Consider the following 17,662-nt stretch of genomic DNA (forward strand, 5'->3'; position numbering starts at 1 on the left):
AGAGGCTGATAGTATAACTATTCACTATCTTGGCGCGAGAAACCCGGCGCTACGCGGCCAAAACTCTCCCCCTGTTAAGGGGGAGTCCCGCCGCAGGCGGGGAGGGGGTCTTGTGTTCAGTCTTTTTTAACCACCCCGCCCCTGACGGGGCACCCCTCCTTGAGAAGGAGGGGAGTTTTTTTGCGCGGCATCAAAATGATGCCGCCACATTTTCAGACGGTTTTAGGCTTAATAGATACGCTGTTCAGATTTGGCAATGACGCGGGCTTGTTTCAGGTCGTCGGGTACGTTGTCAAACATCACTTTCATCGCGGGCAGTAACAGGTCGTAATACAGCTCGGTGCGCACGACGGCCACGTTTTGGGCCGGTATCTGATACAAAAAGTCTCTGGATTCATGCGGTTGCAGGCGGGTGTCGGTACCAATGGCCTTGGCCTGCGGTGGGGGTGCGGGTTTGCCGTCTTCATCCACCAGGGTGAGCATGAGCATGGCCTTGGGGTCTTCGGGCAGGGGGTGTTGGCGGAAATTGGCCCAGACCAGGATGCCGAAGCTGTCATAGGCAGACACCCGTAAAAAGGCGTTACGGAACGGGGCGCCGGTGGGCATATTGTGCGGCAGCATGTTTTGCAGGGTGATGTTGACCTCTATGCTGTCTTGTTCCCGTGCGGCCTGCATGGTGAGGATCACGGAACGGCGCAGCATGGCGGTATCATAGCCGCCGTAGAAGTTATGGCTAACCCGGCCATCAACCACTGGCATGTGGCATTGCTGGCAGTTAAAGGTGCTGGACTGGCGAAATTCTGCACCGGTCATGCACAACGGCACACCGTGCGGATTGTTGCGCTGATCATGACAGCCCAGGCAGGCATCTGCACTGCGCAATAAGGCCGCATTGCCTTCCATCGGGAAGGGGTGAAAGGTGGGTACAATGGCCTCGATGCCGCGCGGTGGCGGTGGAATGAAGCGCGTGGAGAAAACCCGTCCGGAAGGCCCTTGCAGAACTTCAGAAAAGCTGTAAGCCTTGATGCCCAGATTCATCTGGCCGCCTTCGTGGGCGTGAATCCCTTGATAGCTCTTCATCGTATGACAGGTGACGCAGGTCACGCCTTCGCCATAGACCGGCAAGGCATCAAGCTTGGTGCGCCCATCCATGGCTGCTGACGGGGCATGACATTGCAGGCATACCGGAAAGGCGCCATTGCGGGTGGTCTGCCCGTCCTGGCGCGGATCGCCGACCTCACGCCGATACATGGCCTCATGAATCGGGCTGTACAGCGCCGTGGATTTGGCATGCATGGAGGCCGCCCATTCGTTGTAGATTTCCCGATGGCACTCCCGGCAATGCTCCGCCGATAACCGATGGATCGGGCTATTCAGCGGTTCCAGCGGTTGCGCCTTGAGCGGGGTTTGCGCACATAGCCCGAACAGCACAACACTGCCAGCCAGCAGCACAAGGGATGCCCTGAGCCGGTGATACCCAGACATGATATACATCGCACACTCCTTATCGAATACGTTATTGTTATGGGACACTATGGCGTATATGAGCCACAGTGCTCACTTTGCTAAAATTGCAGGGACATTTGCATTGACTAGCGACAGGAAATCGACAAATAGCCCCTGGCAAGGGTGCGCAGCAGATCAATGGCATCCTTCAAATTTGTGTTGAGAACCCCTTTGTGCGTGAGATTCCCCCCTTAGTGCTAGCCTCCAGTTCACCCTTTCGGGCGCAGCTTCTGGCCCAATTGGGTCTGCAGTTTCAGTGTGTCAGCCCGGATATTGATGAAAGCCCGCAGCCCGACGAGACGGCTCCGGCACTGGTGCAGCGTCTGGCCATCGCCAAGGCCCAGGCGGTGGCTTCACATCATCCGCAGGCCTTGATCATTGGCTCGGATCAGTGTGCGCTGCTCAATGGGCAGATTCTGGGTAAACCGGGCCATCACGCCAATGCGGTGGCGCAATTACGGGCCGCACGCGGGCAATGGGTGGTATTTCATACCGGCCTGTGCCTGCTCAATAGCGCCAGCGGCCATCTGCAGGTGGATGAGGTGGCCTATCAGGTGCAGTTCCGCCCGCTCAGCGATGCCCAGATTGAACACTATCTGCAGCGCGAACAGCCCTACCAATGTGCCGGTAGTTTTAAATCAGAGTCCTTGGGGATTGCGCTGTTTGAACGCATGCAAGGTGATGATCCCAGCGCCTTGATTGGCTTGCCTTTGATCCGTTTAGTGACGATGCTGCACGCTGAGGGTCTGTGTGTGCTGACCCACCCCCACTGAACGCCTTGTTGATCAGCGGATGCGTTTGGCCTGTGTTGTCGAGGTGTGCTCATATTTTGGCCCATCCTTTGCTTGTTCTATTGTAGGCTTCACCATGAGCATACCATTCACCTTTTAACCGGTTTAACGCCATGTCTGCACGGATTATTGATGAGCTTCACCCCATCAAGGCGCTAAGCCCGCTCAAACGCGAGCGGCTGGCCCAAGAGGGGTCTATCCTGCTGGCCGACCCGGAGCAGGAATTTCGCAGCGCCGATGAAGCGCAGTGGTTTTTGTATCTGCTGAAAGGCAGTGTGACACTGCTGGAAGACGGCGAGCCCATTTTGATTAACGCAGGTACTTCACGCGCCTTGCATCCGCTGTTTGCGGAGGATAGCCGCGAGGATTATCTGCTGGTATTGGCAGAAAAAACCCAGATTCTGCGTCTGGATCGTGCGCTGTATGCCACGCTCAAACAAGAAGATGAGGCCAATGCCCAGACTGAAAACGCCGAGCAAAACCCCCAGATCAGCGAGACGGATCGGGATATTTTTGCCGGGGTCTATCAGGCCTATCTTTCCGGCAAACTGGAATTGCCCGTTTTGCCGGATATGGCGATCAAGATCAAAAAGATGGTCAATGATCCCAATATTGATGCCAATAAACTCTCGCGCTTGATTCAGGTGGATATGGCAACAACCGCCGCCTTGATTCGCAGCGCCAACAGCGGCATGTATGCGGGCCTCAATCGGATCAACAGTGTCCGCGATGCCATCGTGCGCCTGGGGCTGGAAACCACCCGCAATATGGTGTTTAGCCTGGCGATTCGTCATGTGTTCAAGAGCAAATCCGCCTTATTCAAGCAGCGCCTGCAGCAACTTTGGGAGCGCAGCGTGCATATCTCGGCGCTCAGTTATGTGATCGCCCGCCATGTGCAAGGTTTTGACCCGGAACGGGCGATGCTGGCCGGCTTGCTATGCGATATTGGCGAATTGCCGATCATCGGCTATCTGGAGCAAGTCAAGGCGCAGCCGACCGCCGAGGAGCTGGAACGCATCATCAGCACGCTGAAAACCGATGTCGGCGAGATGATTGTCAAACACTGGGGACTGGATGAAGACATCGCCGTGGTGGTGCGTGAGTCCATGCACTGGCTGCGCGAAACCGCCGATGGCGTGGCTGATTATTGCGATATTGTTCTGGTGGCGCGGCTGTATTATGCGCTGCAAATCGGACGCGCAGAGGAATCACCCCGGTATAACGAGGTTCCGGCCTTTGCCCGGCTCAGTCTTGGCCAGCCTAATGAGGCCCTGAAACTGGATGTGATTGAGGAATCGGAGGAAGAACTCAAGGCAGCGATGGACATTCTCAAAGGAAACGCCACCATGCCCGGTCAGGAAAAGGGCAAACGCCAGGATTCAGCAACGGATACCCACAGCACCCCGGCAAAAAAAAAATCCGCCGCCGAAGCGCAGGCCGCCGTCGCTGAAGCCTCGCCAGAATCCGCTGCTGCGCCCACGCCCACGCAGCGGGGCTTAGTGCAGCGCGTCTTTAAGGAATTACGCGAGGCGCAAGACTTTCGTTTATTGCTTGAGCGTGAGACTGGCCACAGCTATCAGATCAAGCAAACCGCCAATGGCTATATCATCCAGCGCAAACGGCAGATCAAGGAAGCAAGCCCGGTTCTGGCAAACAGCTTTAGCGTACCCAGCCCGGCGCAGCGTCAGGCCATGACCAATGGACTGCTGTTCGCGCCCTCCTGGTTAGCCGCCTGGCCCTTTGCCTTGTCTACCTTGACCGGCCTGGGTCTGCTGATCTTCAGTCTGATCTCCAGCCACTTTGCCCACAGCAGTGCCCTGCTTGCGATTTTTGCGCCGGTGCTCGGGCCAGCGTTTGTGATGATGGGCACCGCCTTGCTGGGCTTTTCGCTTATCGGCGGCCTGATGGCGCGTTATGCGCGTAGCTATCTGGTCAGTCATGAGGGCCTGGAAGTGATCAACGGCCTGTTTTCCTATACCGCGCATCATATTCCACTGGATAAGATTGACGCGATGGCGGTGCAGCAATCCGATTGGGAACGCTGGCTGGGGATTGGCAATCTGACCTTCAGCAGTCTGGCGAAAAACAAGGATCTGATCTTTTCCGGTATTGCCGCGCCCTTTGAGCATCTGGATCAAATCTCCAGCTATATCAATCGCCTGGGCGAAGACGAGATGGAGGCGCTGCTGCAGGCCCCTAAAGACAAAGCTGAGGTGCTCACACTGGCGCCCGGCAGCACTAACGCCGCCGCTACGACCCCGGCCCCAGAAGCCAGCACCGGGGTAAAGTCCGATTGAGCGGCACCTTACGCGTGTGGCGGCGTTGTTTCGGTGCTGTTTTATGTTCCACACTGCGGGATGAAACCATGCGAAACGTACTGCTTTGCTTGCTGTTATTACCGAGTACGCTATGGGCCAGCCCTTTGCTGGATGCGGCGTTTTGGCCGCAGGCCACGCCCGAGACGCTGACGGAGCTGCTGGAAGCGGGAGGCGAGATTATGCTTAAGGATGAGCAGGACAACACGCCTTTGCATCTGGCGGTGCGCCACGGTGCCAGTCCGGAGGTTTTGGCGCTGTGGCTGCAACACGAGGGGGTGGATATTGACGCACAAAATGCGCAGGCAGAAACCGCCTTGCACCTGGCTTTGGATGATGCGGTGGCCCCGGAGATCATGGAGCAGCTGCTGAGCGCCGGTGCCTCGCCTAAGCTTGCCGATGCCGAGGGTTTGACGGTTTTACATCGGGCGCTGAATCAGCGCGTGGCGGCTGAGCGCATTGCGCTGTTGCTCCAGCACGGCGCAGACGTGGCGCAACGTTCCACCGAGGCAGATTGGACCGCACTGCACCACGCCGCCCGCTTTCATGATGACCCTGACGTTGTGAATGCATTGCAGCAGGCCGGGGCCGATCTTCATGCCAAAGACGCGCAAGGTTTGACGGCGCTGCATCTAGCCAGTGCCTACAATCCGGCGGAGGCCGTGGTTGCGCAATTATTGGCGCTGGGTGCCAAGGTGGGCGCGGTCAATCCGCAACAGCAAACCCCGCTGCATCTGGCCGCCGCACAGAGCCAAAATCCAGCCATTGTGCGTCATTTACTTGCCGCCGGAGCGCAACTGACCCAGGCCGATAAACAGGGCTGGACCGCGCTGCATCACGCGGCTGCACATAGTCACACCGCCGCTGTGGTATACGCGCTGATCAATCCGCAGGCAGAGCCCGAGGCGGAGACGGAGGCCGATATTGCGGCTGAAGCGCCCGCCGAACCGGCGCCTGATCTTGCCGAGGATGAGAATACTACGCCAGCGGCTGCAGAAAGCCCGATGATTGACTGGTCGCTGCGCACCCAGCAAGGGCTTAGCCCCTTGCAACTGGCCGCCATGCACAGCGCAAGCCCGGAAGTGATCCAGGTCTTGCTCAACGCCGGGGCGGATGTGCAGGAACGGCTCGCCAATGCGCTCAGTCTGTTTTATGACGAAGGCACCCGCCCAGCCGATGCCGCCCTTGCACAACGCAACACCCAGCGCCTGTTGGCACTGAGCAAAACCATTGACGAGCGGATGGAGCATGGGCTTAGTTCGGTTTACCTCGCGGCGGAGTATCTGCTCAATCCTGCGCAGGTACAAAATCTGCGCACCCTGGGGGAACAAATGGGCGGCTGGGCCGATGATGGACTGACCTCGCGCCAGCTCAACACCGCCTACGAGATCCCTCAGGCGCTGCTTGATAAAGTTGGACAGCTTCCGCTTCCCGTTACCACGCGGCCAGCCGATGACTGGACGCTCTTGCATCTGGCCGCCGCGCATAACCCACAGCCAGATATTGCCCAGGTGTTTACCGCGCACGGTCTGGCGATTGACACCCCCAGCGCGCAAGGCTTGACCCCGCTGCATCTGGCCGCTGCGTACAACGAACAGGCGCAAGTCCTGCAAAAGCTGCTGACCTTGGGTGCCGATCCCCAGGCGCAGACCCAAAGCGGTCTGAATGCCCTGCATCTGGCCGCTGCCGAAAATACCAGTCCCGAGGTTGTGCGCGCCCTGCTGGCCGCAGGCTTGCCCGCACGCAGCCAAACCGCCCAAGGTTTGACACCTCTGGACTATGCCCAACGCAACCCGCATCTCAAGGACACGGATGTCCTCGATCTGCTCAGATAAATGTACCCCATGCTCCTTGATCACGCCCCTACCGACACCATCGCCGCCATCGCCACCGCACCGGGCAAAGGCGGTGTAGGCATTATCCGCATCTCCGGCCCACAGGCTCCACAGATTCTGCAAGGCATCACCGGCAAGGCCTTGCCACCCGCCCGGCAGGCCCGCCGCGCCTGGTTTATCGACGCACAGCGTGCGCCGCTGGATGACGGGCTGGTTTTATGGTTCCCGGCACCGGCCTCCTATACCGGCGAGGATGTGGTGGAATTACAAGGGCATGGCGGCCCGGTAGTGCTGGATCTGCTCTTGGCCCGCTGTCTGGCCTTGGGGGCGCGCATGGCCCGCCCCGGCGAATTTACCGAGCGCGCCTTTCTCAACGGCCAGCTTGATCTGGCCCAGGCAGAGGCCGTCGCGGATTTAATCGAGGCCGGTTCAGCCCAGGCGGCGCGCTGTGCCGCCCGTTCACTGGCCGGAGAATTTTCCCGGCGGGTGGAACCGCTGTTTGAACAGCTGACCGCGCTGCGCGTCTACGTGGAGGCCGCGCTGGACTTTCCTGATGAGGACGTTGAGCTTTTGCACCACGGGGCGATAGGCGAACGCCTGCGCCAGACTCAGGACTCACTTCACGCACTGACCCGCAGCGCCCAGCAGGGCAAATTGCTGCAAGAGGGGATTCATCTGGTGATCGCCGGTCTGCCCAATGCCGGTAAATCCAGCCTGCTCAATGCCTTGGCCCAGCGCGAGGCCGCGATTGTCACCGACATTCCCGGTACTACCCGTGATCTTGTGCGCGAATGGATCAGCCTGGAAGGATTACCGCTGCATCTGGTAGACACGGCGGGCCTGCGCGAATCCAGCGACCCCATCGAACAGGAAGGCATCCGCCGTGCCTGGCAGGCCATTGAGCAGGCCGATCTGGTGTTATTGGTCATCGACGACACCTTGGGCGAAGGCGCAGCCGAGGCCGCCATCCGCGCCCGTCTGCCTGCCCGTCTACCCGTGCTGAGCGTACATAACAAGATCGACCTTAGCGGGCAGCCCGCCGGCGTGCGCGAAGAACGGATTTATGTCAGCGCCAAACAACACGACAGCCTGCACCTTCTCCGTGAGCGCATCAAGCAACAGGTTGGCTACGAGCAATGCAGCAACGAGGGCCTCTTCATGGCCCGCCGCCGCCATCTTAACGCACTGGCACACACCGCTCAACATCTGCAACAGGCCAATACCCACCTGCACCAACACACCGCCGAATTGCTCGCGGAAGAACTGCGCCTGGCGCAAGAAGCCCTGGGAGAAATCACCGGCCGTTTCACCAGCGATGACCTCCTCGGACGCATCTTCAGCAGCTTTTGCATCGGCAAATGAAACAACCCGCTTGATTGACATCCTCCCCGCCCTACCTGCCTGCGCCGCGTGCGTCGCGGCAGGCAGGAAGGACGGGGATTCCTAACCTCACGATCAGGACTTTCTGTTTCAACGAGATCAGCCGATGCCGCTTTACAGCAACACGGGACTTACGTTCTCTCCACAGACTAACCCCGCCAGCCCGGCGGTTAACACATTGCGCGCTGCATTCACATCGCGGTCGTGGAGACTGCCGCATTCCGGGCAGACCCAATCTCGGACAGACAGCGGCATTTTCGCTACGGTGTGTCCACACTCAGAACAGCGTTTGCTCGACGGATACCAGCGGTCGATACCCACCAGCATTCGCCCACACCATTGCGCCTTGTACGTTAACTGCCGGACAAACTCCGACCAGCCTGCATCACTGATGGACTTCGCCAGACAGCGGTTCTTCTGCAGGTGGCTCACGGCCAGCGTCTCGACGGCGATCACTTGCTTTTCGTTGATCAACCGGGTTGAGCGCACGTGGCGGACGCATCTTGCGTTCGCTTGGTTTTCAGCGGCACCTGGAAGGTGCCGCCACGTCTTTGAAGGCGCTCGTCGTGTATTCCGCTGACTGCGAGCCGTCCTTGCGCTTGAACGCGGGATACCCGGCACGCTTGGCAAAAAAGTTGGCGAACGCCGTTTGCAAATGGCGTAACGCCTGCTGTACCGGGACGCTGCTGACTTCGTTGAGCCACGCATGTTCTGGCGTCTTCTTCAACTCGGTCAGTCGTGCGGAGGTCTCGTGATAGCCGACGCGCTTTTGGTCCTTGAACCACGCATCCGTACGCAGCCGCAGCATGTGGTTGTAAGCAAAACGCACACAACCGAACGTCCGGGCAAGGGTTTGTTCCTGCGCGGGCGTTGGATAGAACCGGAACTTGTAAGCGCGTTTAACTTCCATTCACAGGAAATAGCATACATGTATAAAGATAACAACCCACTACAGAGGAGGCGTCGGGAACAGGAGCACGCTTTGCGTGCTGCGCTATCCCTCTTCGGCCTGAAGGGCCGAGGTTTCCCGCGCAAACTGATGACCACTGCACCACCATGGGAATACAGGGAAAAGAAATCCCGTCAATGGGTTTAAAAAGCGTTTGACAGCGTGGTGTCAGAAGGTATAATTAGCAGCTTAGCAACGACAGGCGCGTAGCTCAGCTGGTTAGAGCACCACCTTGACATGGTGGGGGTCGTTGGTTCGAGTCCAATCGCGCCTACCACTGAACAAATTCTCCAAGCCATTGTCTATCTCTATTAAGCAATGGTATTCAAGCTTCTTTATCATTACCCATTATTAAAAAAGAGAACTGCAAGGGGGCGACCTGGCTTCGACGGGGGTCGCGAAACCTGAGGTGCATGCCGAGGATGCAACTTACCTCGTAAATCATGTTGCTAACTTATAGTTGCCAACGACGACAACTACGCTCTAGCCGCTTAAAACCGGCTGGACCCTCATTTAAAGTTTGCTTGTGGGTTTTCTTTGAGGGTCACTTTACACAAGATCGCAAAGCGGACTCGCCCGGGTCTTAATTGCTAAACCTGATCGGGCCAGCGTTTGGGTATCCTGTCCGTCGGAAATTCAGGCGTTAAATTAAAGACCGGACTAAGCATGTAGTACCAACGGCGTAGGGCTTTCGGACGCGGGTTCGATTCCCGCCGCCTCCACCAATACCTAAAATCCTGACCCTTATCGATCGGTTGGGATTTTTTTTGCCTGTTCCCCCACCGTTGGCGCGTTTTCCGGGCATGGCCTCGTGAGCGCCATCTCACCAAACTCTGCCATTTCGTCATCACTGAATTTCGAAGATTTCGCCTCTATTCGGCTTTTGTTTAGCACGCGCATTGATAGATCTGGAAACCGTGAAAGCAACGCCTGACCGGAGGGTACCGGCGACGGGCTCAGGCTGCTGGCCCGGCTGCAACGGCTCTCGCGCAGCCTCAGCCGCACGCAAAAAAGCTATGCCAACCGCAAGAAGGCCAAAGGCAAACTGGCAAGACTGCATGCCCGCATTGCCAACATCCGGTCTGATGCCTTGCACCAACTCACGACGAATCTGGCCCGGCGATTCCACCGTTGCAACATCTTTACTGAAATGCCCAGCAACGTTGCTGCCTTACCTGTGCTCATCGTATTTTCCATGAAACAATAATAAACTAACACACGCTATTCACAGAATTTCCGGCGCGGAAGCCCCTGACTTCAGTCGGGGGAAATTGACAATGGTAGAGTTTAGCCCCCTAGAATATGTTTTAATACCGTGGGCTACGCGATGATGCCTGCAGCTATCCATTTATTTGCGATGAAGACTAACGTTTGGAGGAACAGTACCGTGATTGATCGAACCAGGGGGCGTTATTTACGCACAGGATTGGCCTTGCTCCTGTTGGCTGGGCTTGGCGGTTGTGCTGGGCTTGGCAAAGACCCACAGGCCGAACAGGCTCAGGCCGTACACGCCCGCATGGAGATGGCGCAGGCGCTGCACGCAGACGGTGAGCGGGCACAGGCATATCAGCAGTATCTGGAGATTTTAGCTGAGGCCGACGCCCCCCCTCAGGCCGACGCAGCCGCCCGTGAATTATTACAAGATCAGCTCAACGAGGCGCGCAGCGCTCTACAGCAAGGGAATCTGATCAAGGCCCAGCAGTCGCTGGATACCTATCAGCGTATGGCCAGCGCCTTACCCGGCTATGTCAGTCAGGCACCGAGTGTGCAGCAGGACATCCAGCAGCAAAAGCAAGCCCAGGCCCGTCAGGCGCGTTTAACAGAACTGCACGCTGAGGCCGAACGAGCCGAGCAGTCGGGAAATCTGAGCCAGGCGGCCCATGTGTATCGCCAGATACTCAATGAAGATGGCGCCAATGTGGAGGCCCTGACCGGCCAAAAACGCCTGATTGAACGCCAGGAATCGCTGGTTAGCCAATCACTTGATGCCCGCCGTTTCAATGAGGCCGAGCAGCGTTTAGCCACCTTGCGCGAGCTCAGTATTGGTCTGGATCAGGATAATATGATCGGGCGGCTGGAGCGGCGTTTAACTCAGCTACGCGCCGCGCAAGCGGCTCAAGCCAGAGCACAGCGGGCAGCGCAAGCTCAGGCACAGGCTACGCCAGTGCCCACGCCGTCGCCAACCCCGGCTCCAGTTTCGGCTGAACCCAGTCAGGCCGAACGCATTGCCGCGCAAATGCAACGGGCGCAGCAGCTTGAGCAAGCGGGCGAGCGCACTCAGGCCTATGGCGAATATCTGGACATTCTGGCACAGGATGCAACCCACGGCCCGGCGCAAGAAGGTGCCCAGCGTTTACTGGAAGCCAAGGCATGGATGGTGCGCTCCGCCATTGCCCAAGGAGAACTTGTGCAGGCAGAAAGCCACTTGAACCTGTATCGCCAGATGAGCGCCTCCTTGCCGGATTATCGCAGCCATGCGCAAGCCCTGGCCGATGAGATCGTTGAGGCCCAGCGTCAAGCGGTAGCTCCAGTGCCGTTACCCGAGCCAGTACCTGAACCCATACCCGAGCCAATCCCTACCCCGGCGCCTGAACTGGCCTCACCCTTTGTCCCTGAACCCATTGCCACTCCAGAACCGCCGCCCGCCGTGCGTGCGCAAGCCGTTGAGCGACCACAGGATGCCCTGGAGACGGTTGTAGATACCCAAACGGTGGCCGCCATGACCGCCGAGGTGATGGATAGCGCTGAATCGGCAACTCCGGCAGTCGTTGTGGGTGAGCGTTATCTGGATCATGCCAATGGCACGGTGACCGATACCCAAACCGGCCTGCACTGGATGCGTTGTTCACTGGGACAGGACTGGAACGGCCAACGCTGCGAAGGTTCGGCCCAGCGTCTGACCTTCGATCAGGCTAAAGCGGCGTTAGCTGCGTTTAACCGCGAGGGCGGTTTTGCCGGTTATCGTGACTGGCGCCTGCCCACCCGTGAGGAATTGCGCAGCCTGATTTATTGCTCCACCGGTCAGCCGCAAACCTGGAATAACAGCGGCGAGCCGTGTGAAGGCAATTATCAGCGCCCCACCATCCATGCCGAGGTCTTCCCCAATACCCCGGCCTGGAATTTCTGGACCTCATCGGCCTATGATGCCAGCAATATGCCTGCCTGGGAGGTGAATTTTTACCTCGGGCGTGATGGCTGGGAGCGTGAAGACGGTGGCGATACGCGGGTACGTCTGGTGCGTTAAACGCCGCGACCTTGGCACTCTGGCGATGGTATAGCGCTGTCGCCAGTGTGTATGGCATCGCCATGTCCCGGCCCTGTGCCGGGGCTTACTTTTAAATAAAAAGCAGATCATGCGTGTTCAAGAAACCATAAAAATGCAACGCGACTGTCTGGCAGTAGCGGTACCCTCAGGACAGCGCGTATTGATTGGCAAAGATGGCGAAGTGGGTTTGGTACAAGCCCTGGGCGGCAGTTTTACCGTCAAGGCCCAGGGTCGGCTTTATCGCATTGATGGCAAAGATGCTGATGCGCTGGGTAAAACCCCGCTGCCCCCGCCGCAATTGCCACACGGGGCCACGACTGCGGATGTGGAAAAACTCATCTGGCAGCAAATGCGTTCCTGCTATGACCCGGAGATCCCGATCAATATCGTCGATCTGGGCCTGATCTATCGTTGCGAAGTCAGCCCGCTGGAAGATGGCGGCTGGCAAGTGGCTGTCGATATGACCCTGACTGCACCGGGCTGCGGTATGGGCGATATTCTGGCCAGCGATGTGCGCCAGCTGATTTTGCAAGTGCCAGAGGTCAAACAGGCCGAGGTTGAAGTGGTTTTTGACCCGCCGTGGGACGCCTCGCGCATGACTGAAGAAGCGCGCCTTGCCACCGGCATGTTTTAAGTATATGGAGATTTATTTAAATGACGCAGTGGATTGATGTGATCAACGCCGATGCCCTCGCCCCAGGCGAGCATCACACCTTGGAGATTGAACACCTGGCCATCGTGGTGTTTAACGTCGATGGAGCCTTTTACGCGGTGGAAGATCTCTGCTCTCACGACGAACAGCCATTAGCGGACGGGCGCTTATCGGGCACCACCATTGCCTGCCCGGCACATGGCGCACTGTTTTGTCTGCGTACCGGCAAGCCCCTCTCACCGCCAGCCTATGAACCCATCCGCCATTTTGCCACACGGATTAAGGACGGCATGGTGCAAATCAACCTTCAGGCACATTGATCGGAGGCGCGCAATGGCCACGCCAGTCCCTGCCGAAACCACTGAACTCCCTCTGTTTCCCCTCAATACCGTGCTGTTTCCCGGCGGGTTATTGCCCTTGCGCATCTTTGAAATACGCTATCTGGACATGATCAGCCGCTGTCTGCGCCATGACAGTGGCTTTGTCGTCTGCCTGGCCCCGCAAGAGCAGCACGAGGGCGAGTCAAGCGAGCTGGCCCAAGTCGGCACCGTGGCGCGCATCATTGACTGGGAGCGTTTGCAGGATGGCTTGCTGGGGATTATGGTGCAAGGGGAGCAGCGGGTGCATATCCAGCAAACCCGCGAGCAAAAAGACCGGCTGCTGCTGGGCCAGGTCCATTTTCTGGAAGAACCGCCCGATGTCGCCCTGCCCGAGGAGTTTATCTCGCTGGCGGAATTGCTGGAGCGGATTCTTTCCACCCTCGGCGGGCACTATGCGCAGATTGAGCGCCATGGCCAGCAGGCCAGTTGGGTCGCCGCCCGGCTGACGGAAATCCTGCCCATTCCGCCGCTGGAAAAGCAGCGCATTTTAGAAAATAACGACCCGTTGGCTAGACTTTTTTACCTACGGGATGCCATGATGCACACCTACGCCTGAAGGGAATTTGCCCTCCATTCAATCAATCGTGCAGCCCAACACCGCGCTGCGCAGCGGATCAAAACGATCCGTTTTATTTTATCCACAGGAGCCGTACATGGCCGTCATTGAACTGACCGAATCCAATATTGAAGACACCATCAATCAAAACGACATTGTGATCATCGACTTTTGGGCCTCCTGGTGTGCGCCGTGTCGTGCCTTTGCGCCGATCTTTGAGGCCGCCGCCGACAATCACCCCGATGTCGTCTTCACCAAAATCAACACTGAAGAACAGCAAGGCTTAGCCAGCTATTTCCAGATTCGCTCCATTCCCACCTTAATGATCTTTCGCGACCAAATCGCCCTGTTCAATCAAGCCGGGATGCTCTCCGCCCCACAGATTGACGAACTGTTGGGCAAGGTCAAGGAGCTGGATATGGACCAGATTCGCGCAGAGATCGAACGCGAACAAAACACCACGCAATAATTTTCCCGATGCCGCTATGGTGAAAGTCACTGCTCTGCTGGCGGATTCGCGGTGTTTTGCTGTTTTTTGACAAGGTAGCTGATTTGTTGATGGGCTTTGCGCAGGGCGGCTTCCAGATGCGTGTTGCGCTTTTGGGCATTGACACAGCTTTGACGCCAGTCCTCGGCGTGGGCCATCACATAGGCCAGGCTGTTTTGTAAACCCTCGGCATAGGCCTGTTGTTCTGCACGGTGCGCTTTGAGGGAATCAAGCTGTTCTGCTTGTTCAAGCAACTGCTGCTTTAACTGTCTTTCCAAGGCATCCTGCTGTGCGCGTTGAGCGGCCTGTTCAGCGCGCACCGCCGCCAAGGCATCCTGCACCGCTGCAAGCTGGCTTTGTTTTTCCTCCAGACGCTGCTGATAAGCTCGCGCCTCATCTTGCGAGCGTTGCCGCTCAATATCCAGACGTGCCACATACTGCGCCTCGCGTTGTGCCGCGTGTTTGGCCTGCTCGGCCTGCTCGGCGCGCAAATGGCGTATCTGCTCCTGAGCCTGCGCTAGTTCACGCATCAAGTGACTGGTTTCCTGGGTTTTAACCGCCAACGCTTGGCTCTGCGCCTGAAACTGCTGTTCTAAGCGTGCGTGCTGTTCGCCCAGCGCACGATATTCCACCTGTTGCTGCTCATATTGCTCACGCTGTGCATTAAGCGCAGCATCGGCTTTATCCAGACGTTCCTGCAATGCGGCCAGCCGCGCCTGCGTTTGCGCCTCAATCTCCTGCTCTTTGGCCTCAAGGCTCTGTGTCATCTCGGCCCATAAGCGTGCAGCCGCCATGCTGATCGGATCGGGCACGCGCTCAAGCAGTGCCGGTGCCAACTGCTCAAGCTGTTCCAGCTCAATTTCATGCAATAAACGCCGCAATCGCGGAATAGAGCCACGACCAATGTGTTTTTGCAAGCGCAATAAACCTGGGCGCATAACGCCCTGGGCGCGGAAATGTGCCAGCGCATCAAGCACATCTGATTTTTCTAAGGTTGCTTTAGGCATGAGTAAATTATAACGCTATGTCGATATATCGACATATTAAGACATAAAACTATGCAAAACAAGCTGGAATCTGCTTGTTTGATGCTTTCGACAATTGGACTTATTGAAAGTATGTGCAGAACAACCGGGAACGTGGCGACACCTTCCAGGTGTCGCTTTGGATTGGAGATGAGTTGGAGGTGAAGAGGCGAAGATGCACCCGCAAAAATCCGACGAACGGTCGATTTTTCCTGACAAACGGCAGCGCGGTCTTTTCTTCTATGGGCTATGCTAATACTATGGAATGATTCATTTCTTCCACCCCTTTGCAGGAGTACTGCTCATGCTTTCCCCTACGCGCCGTCGCGGTTTCACCCTGATTGAAGTCATGATTGTGGTTGCCATTATTGGCATCCTTGCCGCCATCGCTTACCCCTCTTATATGCGCTATGTGGAGCGCTCGCACATTTCCGAGGGCAAAACCGCACTGTTACAGGCGGCGCAGTGGATGGAGCGCCGTTATACACAAGCAAATAGCTATCCTGATGACGCTGCATTCCAGGCGGGTTTTGGCAGTGGTGGAACCGATTACTACACGTTAAGCATTACGGCACGCACAAATACAAGCTACACCCTGACAGCGACCAGCGCGGCTAAAAAAGTTGGTACCAAATGCAATACCATGACGATTACAAATACGGGTGTCACAACGGGTAGCACGGGCGGTGCTGCTGACAACAGTTGTTGGAATTAAGCGATGCATACCATCCCACGCCACGCCTTTATGCGTGGCTTGACGCTGGTCGAGTTGATGATTGCGCTGGCCGTTTTGGGCATCATGCTGACCATCGGCGTTCCGGCGCTGAGTCAGGTGGTCAATCAAAATCGCCTGACCAGTCAAGCCAATCTCTTCGTCGGTTTAGTCACGTTGACCCGCAGCGAGGCGGTCAAACGGCGCACGGATGTCAGTCTGATTTTTGTACACGAATCCGGAAACTGGACGGGCGGGTTGCAGGTTCGCGAGGGCGCGAACAACCCCAACGGTACCTTGATTCGCCAGGCTCAGCTGGCGAATGATTTTTTTGCCTTCGGGGTGATCGATGCCGCCAATTTACCTGCCGCAATCTCATTTAATGCCGTTGGCCAAACCGACAACAGCATCAGCATCACGTTTTATTTTCAGCATAACGATTGCAAGGGCGACCTGCGCCGTGAAATCACGGTGTCGCCGCTGGGCAATCTGCAGATGGAAAGAAAGTCATGCGCCACCTAACGACCTGCCGTACACCACACCGCCGCGCTGCGCTGCCGTTTACACGAGGCACACAGCAGGGCTTTACTCTGATTGAAGTGCTGGTGTCGTTTATTGTGCTATCCATCGGCTTGTTGGGTCTGGCTTCGTTGCAACTCAATGCGCTGAAAAGCTCACATTCGGCGTATCAACGCACCGTCGCCAGCATTATTGCCATGGATGCCGGTGAACGGCTATGGGCGAATCTGGCAGCCGATGACCCGCTGGATGCAGACGCCGTTGAAACAGCATGGCTTAATGCTTGGCAGGACAATGAAGATGAGGATAAGCCGCCTCTGGTTACTCTCCTTGGGCTTGAAGAAGAAAGTAATATTTTATGTGATCCTGATACTAATGTATGCACTATCACCGTAATCTGGCAAGATCAACGCTTTGCAGATGATGACGCCGACGCGACAACTTTTGAATATACCATCAGGCTAATGCCATAGCTGAATATCGTGCCTTCGTCGAGGCGATATCAGGAAGGCATTTTTAGAATAGCTGACACATTGCGGAGAATTTTTATGTGGTCGAGAAATAACGCGACACCCATGCGATTAAAACTCGGCGGCTTCACCCTGGTTGAGCTGATGGTGGCCTTGGTCATCGGCCTGATTCTGATTGCCGGAGCGCTTAAGGTGTTTGAAGGCAACCGCGCAACCTATCAGCAAGCGCAGCACTTGTCTGAGTTGCAAAATAATATGCGCTTCGTCACTGAGGTGTTTGCGCGTGAGATTCGCGGTGCTACAGCTATTGATTACGAAAAAGTCACCGTCAGTGGCCAAGATCGGTTTATTTTAAAAATTACGTCCAATCGACCTGGTTCTTGGTGTAGTGCAACTGCAGGCCAAGAAATTCAATATTTTGTTATGACAAGCCCTACAACCGGCTTGCGTCAACTTAGCTGCAGGCCTCCGCCAACTGCGACTAATCTTAACCCTAATTCTGAGCCTATTATAGAGGGACTGAAACCAAGCTCTCATCTAGCAGTCAATGGATATGATGCAGATGGCGTTGAATTATTTACTTTTGATAAAGAAAATTCAACGCTTAGAGAGGGAGATATAAATGGCCCTGTAATTACATCACTTACTACAGACATGCAAGAAAACGTAATTCGCTTGGAACTCGAATTAGATTTTGAAACCACGCCTGGGGGTCAACAGTTTCAGCTAAAGCGCACCTTGAAATTTAATGTCACACTGCGTAATCGCGCATTGCAGAAGTACAGCAGTTAACGGCTATCCAAACCCAGGCCCTGTGGCC

18 protein-coding genes, 1 tRNA gene and 1 other RNA gene are annotated in these 17,662 nt (G+C 56.6%); 16 read left to right on the plus strand and 4 right to left on the minus strand.

All coding sequences use genetic code 11. The features are described from left to right. Nucleotides 1-228: 228 nt before the first annotated feature. Nucleotides 229-1,494: a multiheme c-type cytochrome gene (locus THISIDRAFT_RS02135; RefSeq protein WP_006788497.1), complete on the minus strand. Its 1,266-nt coding sequence runs from the start codon at nt 1,492-1,494 to the stop codon at nt 229-231. A gap of 185 nt (nt 1,495-1,679) precedes the next feature. Between THISIDRAFT_RS02135 and THISIDRAFT_RS02140 the strand changes: the two genes are divergently transcribed. The 4 genes from THISIDRAFT_RS02140 (at nt 1,680) to mnmE (ending at nt 7,809) form a co-directional block, all read left to right on the plus strand. Further along, nucleotides 1,680-2,279: a Maf family protein gene (locus THISIDRAFT_RS02140; protein ID WP_006788498.1), complete on the plus strand. Its 600-nt coding sequence runs from the start codon at nt 1,680-1,682 to the stop codon at nt 2,277-2,279. A gap of 131 nt (nt 2,280-2,410) precedes the next feature. Beyond that, nucleotides 2,411-4,594 (plus strand): HDOD domain-containing protein, encoded by a 2,184-nt coding sequence (locus THISIDRAFT_RS02145; protein ID WP_006788499.1) that lies wholly within the window; start codon nt 2,411-2,413, stop codon nt 4,592-4,594. Between the two features lie 68 nt (nt 4,595-4,662). Then, nucleotides 4,663-6,447, plus strand: coding sequence for an ankyrin repeat domain-containing protein (locus THISIDRAFT_RS02150; protein ID WP_006788500.1), 1,785 nt, complete (start codon nt 4,663-4,665; stop codon nt 6,445-6,447). Nucleotides 6,448-6,456: 9 nt separating this feature from the next. After that, nucleotides 6,457-7,809 (plus strand): tRNA uridine-5-carboxymethylaminomethyl(34) synthesis GTPase MnmE, encoded by a 1,353-nt coding sequence (mnmE, locus tag THISIDRAFT_RS02155; protein ID WP_006788501.1) that lies wholly within the window; start codon nt 6,457-6,459, stop codon nt 7,807-7,809. 132 nt (nt 7,810-7,941) lie between these two features. On the opposite strand, the gene THISIDRAFT_RS15145 is transcribed toward mnmE, so the two are convergent. Beyond that, nucleotides 7,942-8,316, minus strand: coding sequence for an RNA-guided endonuclease TnpB family protein (locus THISIDRAFT_RS15145; RefSeq protein ID WP_006788814.1), 375 nt, complete (start codon nt 8,314-8,316; stop codon nt 7,942-7,944). Nucleotides 8,317-8,347: 31 nt separating this feature from the next. Further along, entirely contained in the window at nt 8,348-8,737 is a 390-nt protein-coding gene (locus THISIDRAFT_RS15150; RefSeq protein WP_336245393.1) for an RNA-guided endonuclease InsQ/TnpB family protein, read from the minus strand. A 239-nt stretch (nt 8,738-8,976) separates the two neighbouring features. Between THISIDRAFT_RS15150 and THISIDRAFT_RS02165 the strand changes: the two genes are divergently transcribed. From THISIDRAFT_RS02165 to trxA, 8 genes are all read left to right on the plus strand, one after another. Further along, nucleotides 8,977-9,053 (plus strand) — tRNA-Val (locus tag THISIDRAFT_RS02165). A gap of 93 nt (nt 9,054-9,146) precedes the next feature. Beyond that, nucleotides 9,147-9,501: a transfer-messenger RNA gene (gene ssrA / locus THISIDRAFT_RS02170) on the plus strand. A 248-nt stretch (nt 9,502-9,749) separates the two neighbouring features. Then, nucleotides 9,750-9,983, plus strand: coding sequence for a transposase (locus THISIDRAFT_RS15250; protein WP_418896138.1), 234 nt, complete (start codon nt 9,750-9,752; stop codon nt 9,981-9,983). A 225-nt stretch (nt 9,984-10,208) separates the two neighbouring features. Further along, the gene (locus THISIDRAFT_RS02180; protein WP_050984923.1) at nt 10,209-12,020 is read left to right on the plus strand and encodes an Lcl C-terminal domain-containing protein; all 1,812 of its coding nucleotides are present in this window, start codon (nt 10,209-10,211) and stop codon (nt 12,018-12,020) included. 109 nt (nt 12,021-12,129) lie between these two features. Beyond that, nucleotides 12,130-12,675 carry a putative Fe-S cluster assembly protein SufT gene (gene sufT / locus THISIDRAFT_RS02185; RefSeq protein WP_006788128.1) on the plus strand — a complete coding sequence of 182 codons (546 nt, stop codon included), beginning with the start codon at nt 12,130-12,132 and terminating at the stop codon, nt 12,673-12,675. Nucleotides 12,676-12,695: 20 nt separating this feature from the next. Further along, nucleotides 12,696-13,013 (plus strand): non-heme iron oxygenase ferredoxin subunit, encoded by a 318-nt coding sequence (locus THISIDRAFT_RS02190; protein ID WP_006788129.1) that lies wholly within the window; start codon nt 12,696-12,698, stop codon nt 13,011-13,013. Between the two features lie 13 nt (nt 13,014-13,026). Next, nucleotides 13,027-13,629 (plus strand): LON peptidase substrate-binding domain-containing protein, encoded by a 603-nt coding sequence (locus tag THISIDRAFT_RS02195; RefSeq protein WP_006788130.1) that lies wholly within the window; start codon nt 13,027-13,029, stop codon nt 13,627-13,629. A gap of 97 nt (nt 13,630-13,726) precedes the next feature. Next, nucleotides 13,727-14,098 carry a thioredoxin gene (trxA, locus tag THISIDRAFT_RS02200; protein WP_006788131.1) on the plus strand — a complete coding sequence of 124 codons (372 nt, stop codon included), beginning with the start codon at nt 13,727-13,729 and terminating at the stop codon, nt 14,096-14,098. Nucleotides 14,099-14,124: 26 nt separating this feature from the next. Here the strand turns inward: trxA and THISIDRAFT_RS02205 are convergent, their stop codons facing one another. Further along, a complete protein-coding gene (locus THISIDRAFT_RS02205; RefSeq protein WP_006788132.1) occupies nt 14,125-15,123 on the minus strand; it encodes a coiled-coil domain-containing protein in 999 nt (332 codons plus the stop codon). Between the two features lie 322 nt (nt 15,124-15,445). On the opposite strand from THISIDRAFT_RS02205, the gene THISIDRAFT_RS02210 reads away from it, so the two are divergent. The 4 genes from THISIDRAFT_RS02210 to THISIDRAFT_RS02225 all read left to right on the plus strand — a co-directional run bounded on the left by THISIDRAFT_RS02210 (nt 15,446) and on the right by THISIDRAFT_RS02225 (nt 17,634). Beyond that, a complete protein-coding gene (locus THISIDRAFT_RS02210) occupies nt 15,446-15,856 on the plus strand; it encodes a type IV pilin protein (RefSeq protein WP_006788133.1) in 411 nt (136 codons plus the stop codon). Between the two features lie 3 nt (nt 15,857-15,859). Next, nucleotides 15,860-16,375 carry a GspH/FimT family pseudopilin gene (locus tag THISIDRAFT_RS02215; protein ID WP_006788134.1) on the plus strand — a complete coding sequence of 172 codons (516 nt, stop codon included), beginning with the start codon at nt 15,860-15,862 and terminating at the stop codon, nt 16,373-16,375. Further along, entirely contained in the window at nt 16,363-16,845 is a 483-nt protein-coding gene (gene pilV, locus THISIDRAFT_RS02220; RefSeq protein WP_006788135.1) for a type IV pilus modification protein PilV, read from the plus strand. Before THISIDRAFT_RS02215 ends, pilV begins: the two co-directional genes overlap by 13 nt. Before the next feature lie 102 nt (nt 16,846-16,947). Further along, a complete protein-coding gene (locus THISIDRAFT_RS02225; RefSeq protein WP_159098530.1) occupies nt 16,948-17,634 on the plus strand; it encodes a PilW family protein in 687 nt (228 codons plus the stop codon). Nucleotides 17,635-17,662 lie beyond the last annotated feature (28 nt).

The organism is Thiorhodospira sibirica ATCC 700588 (assembly GCF_000227725.2).
Classification (GTDB): Bacteria; Pseudomonadota; Gammaproteobacteria; order Ectothiorhodospirales; family Ectothiorhodospiraceae; genus Thiorhodospira; species Thiorhodospira sibirica.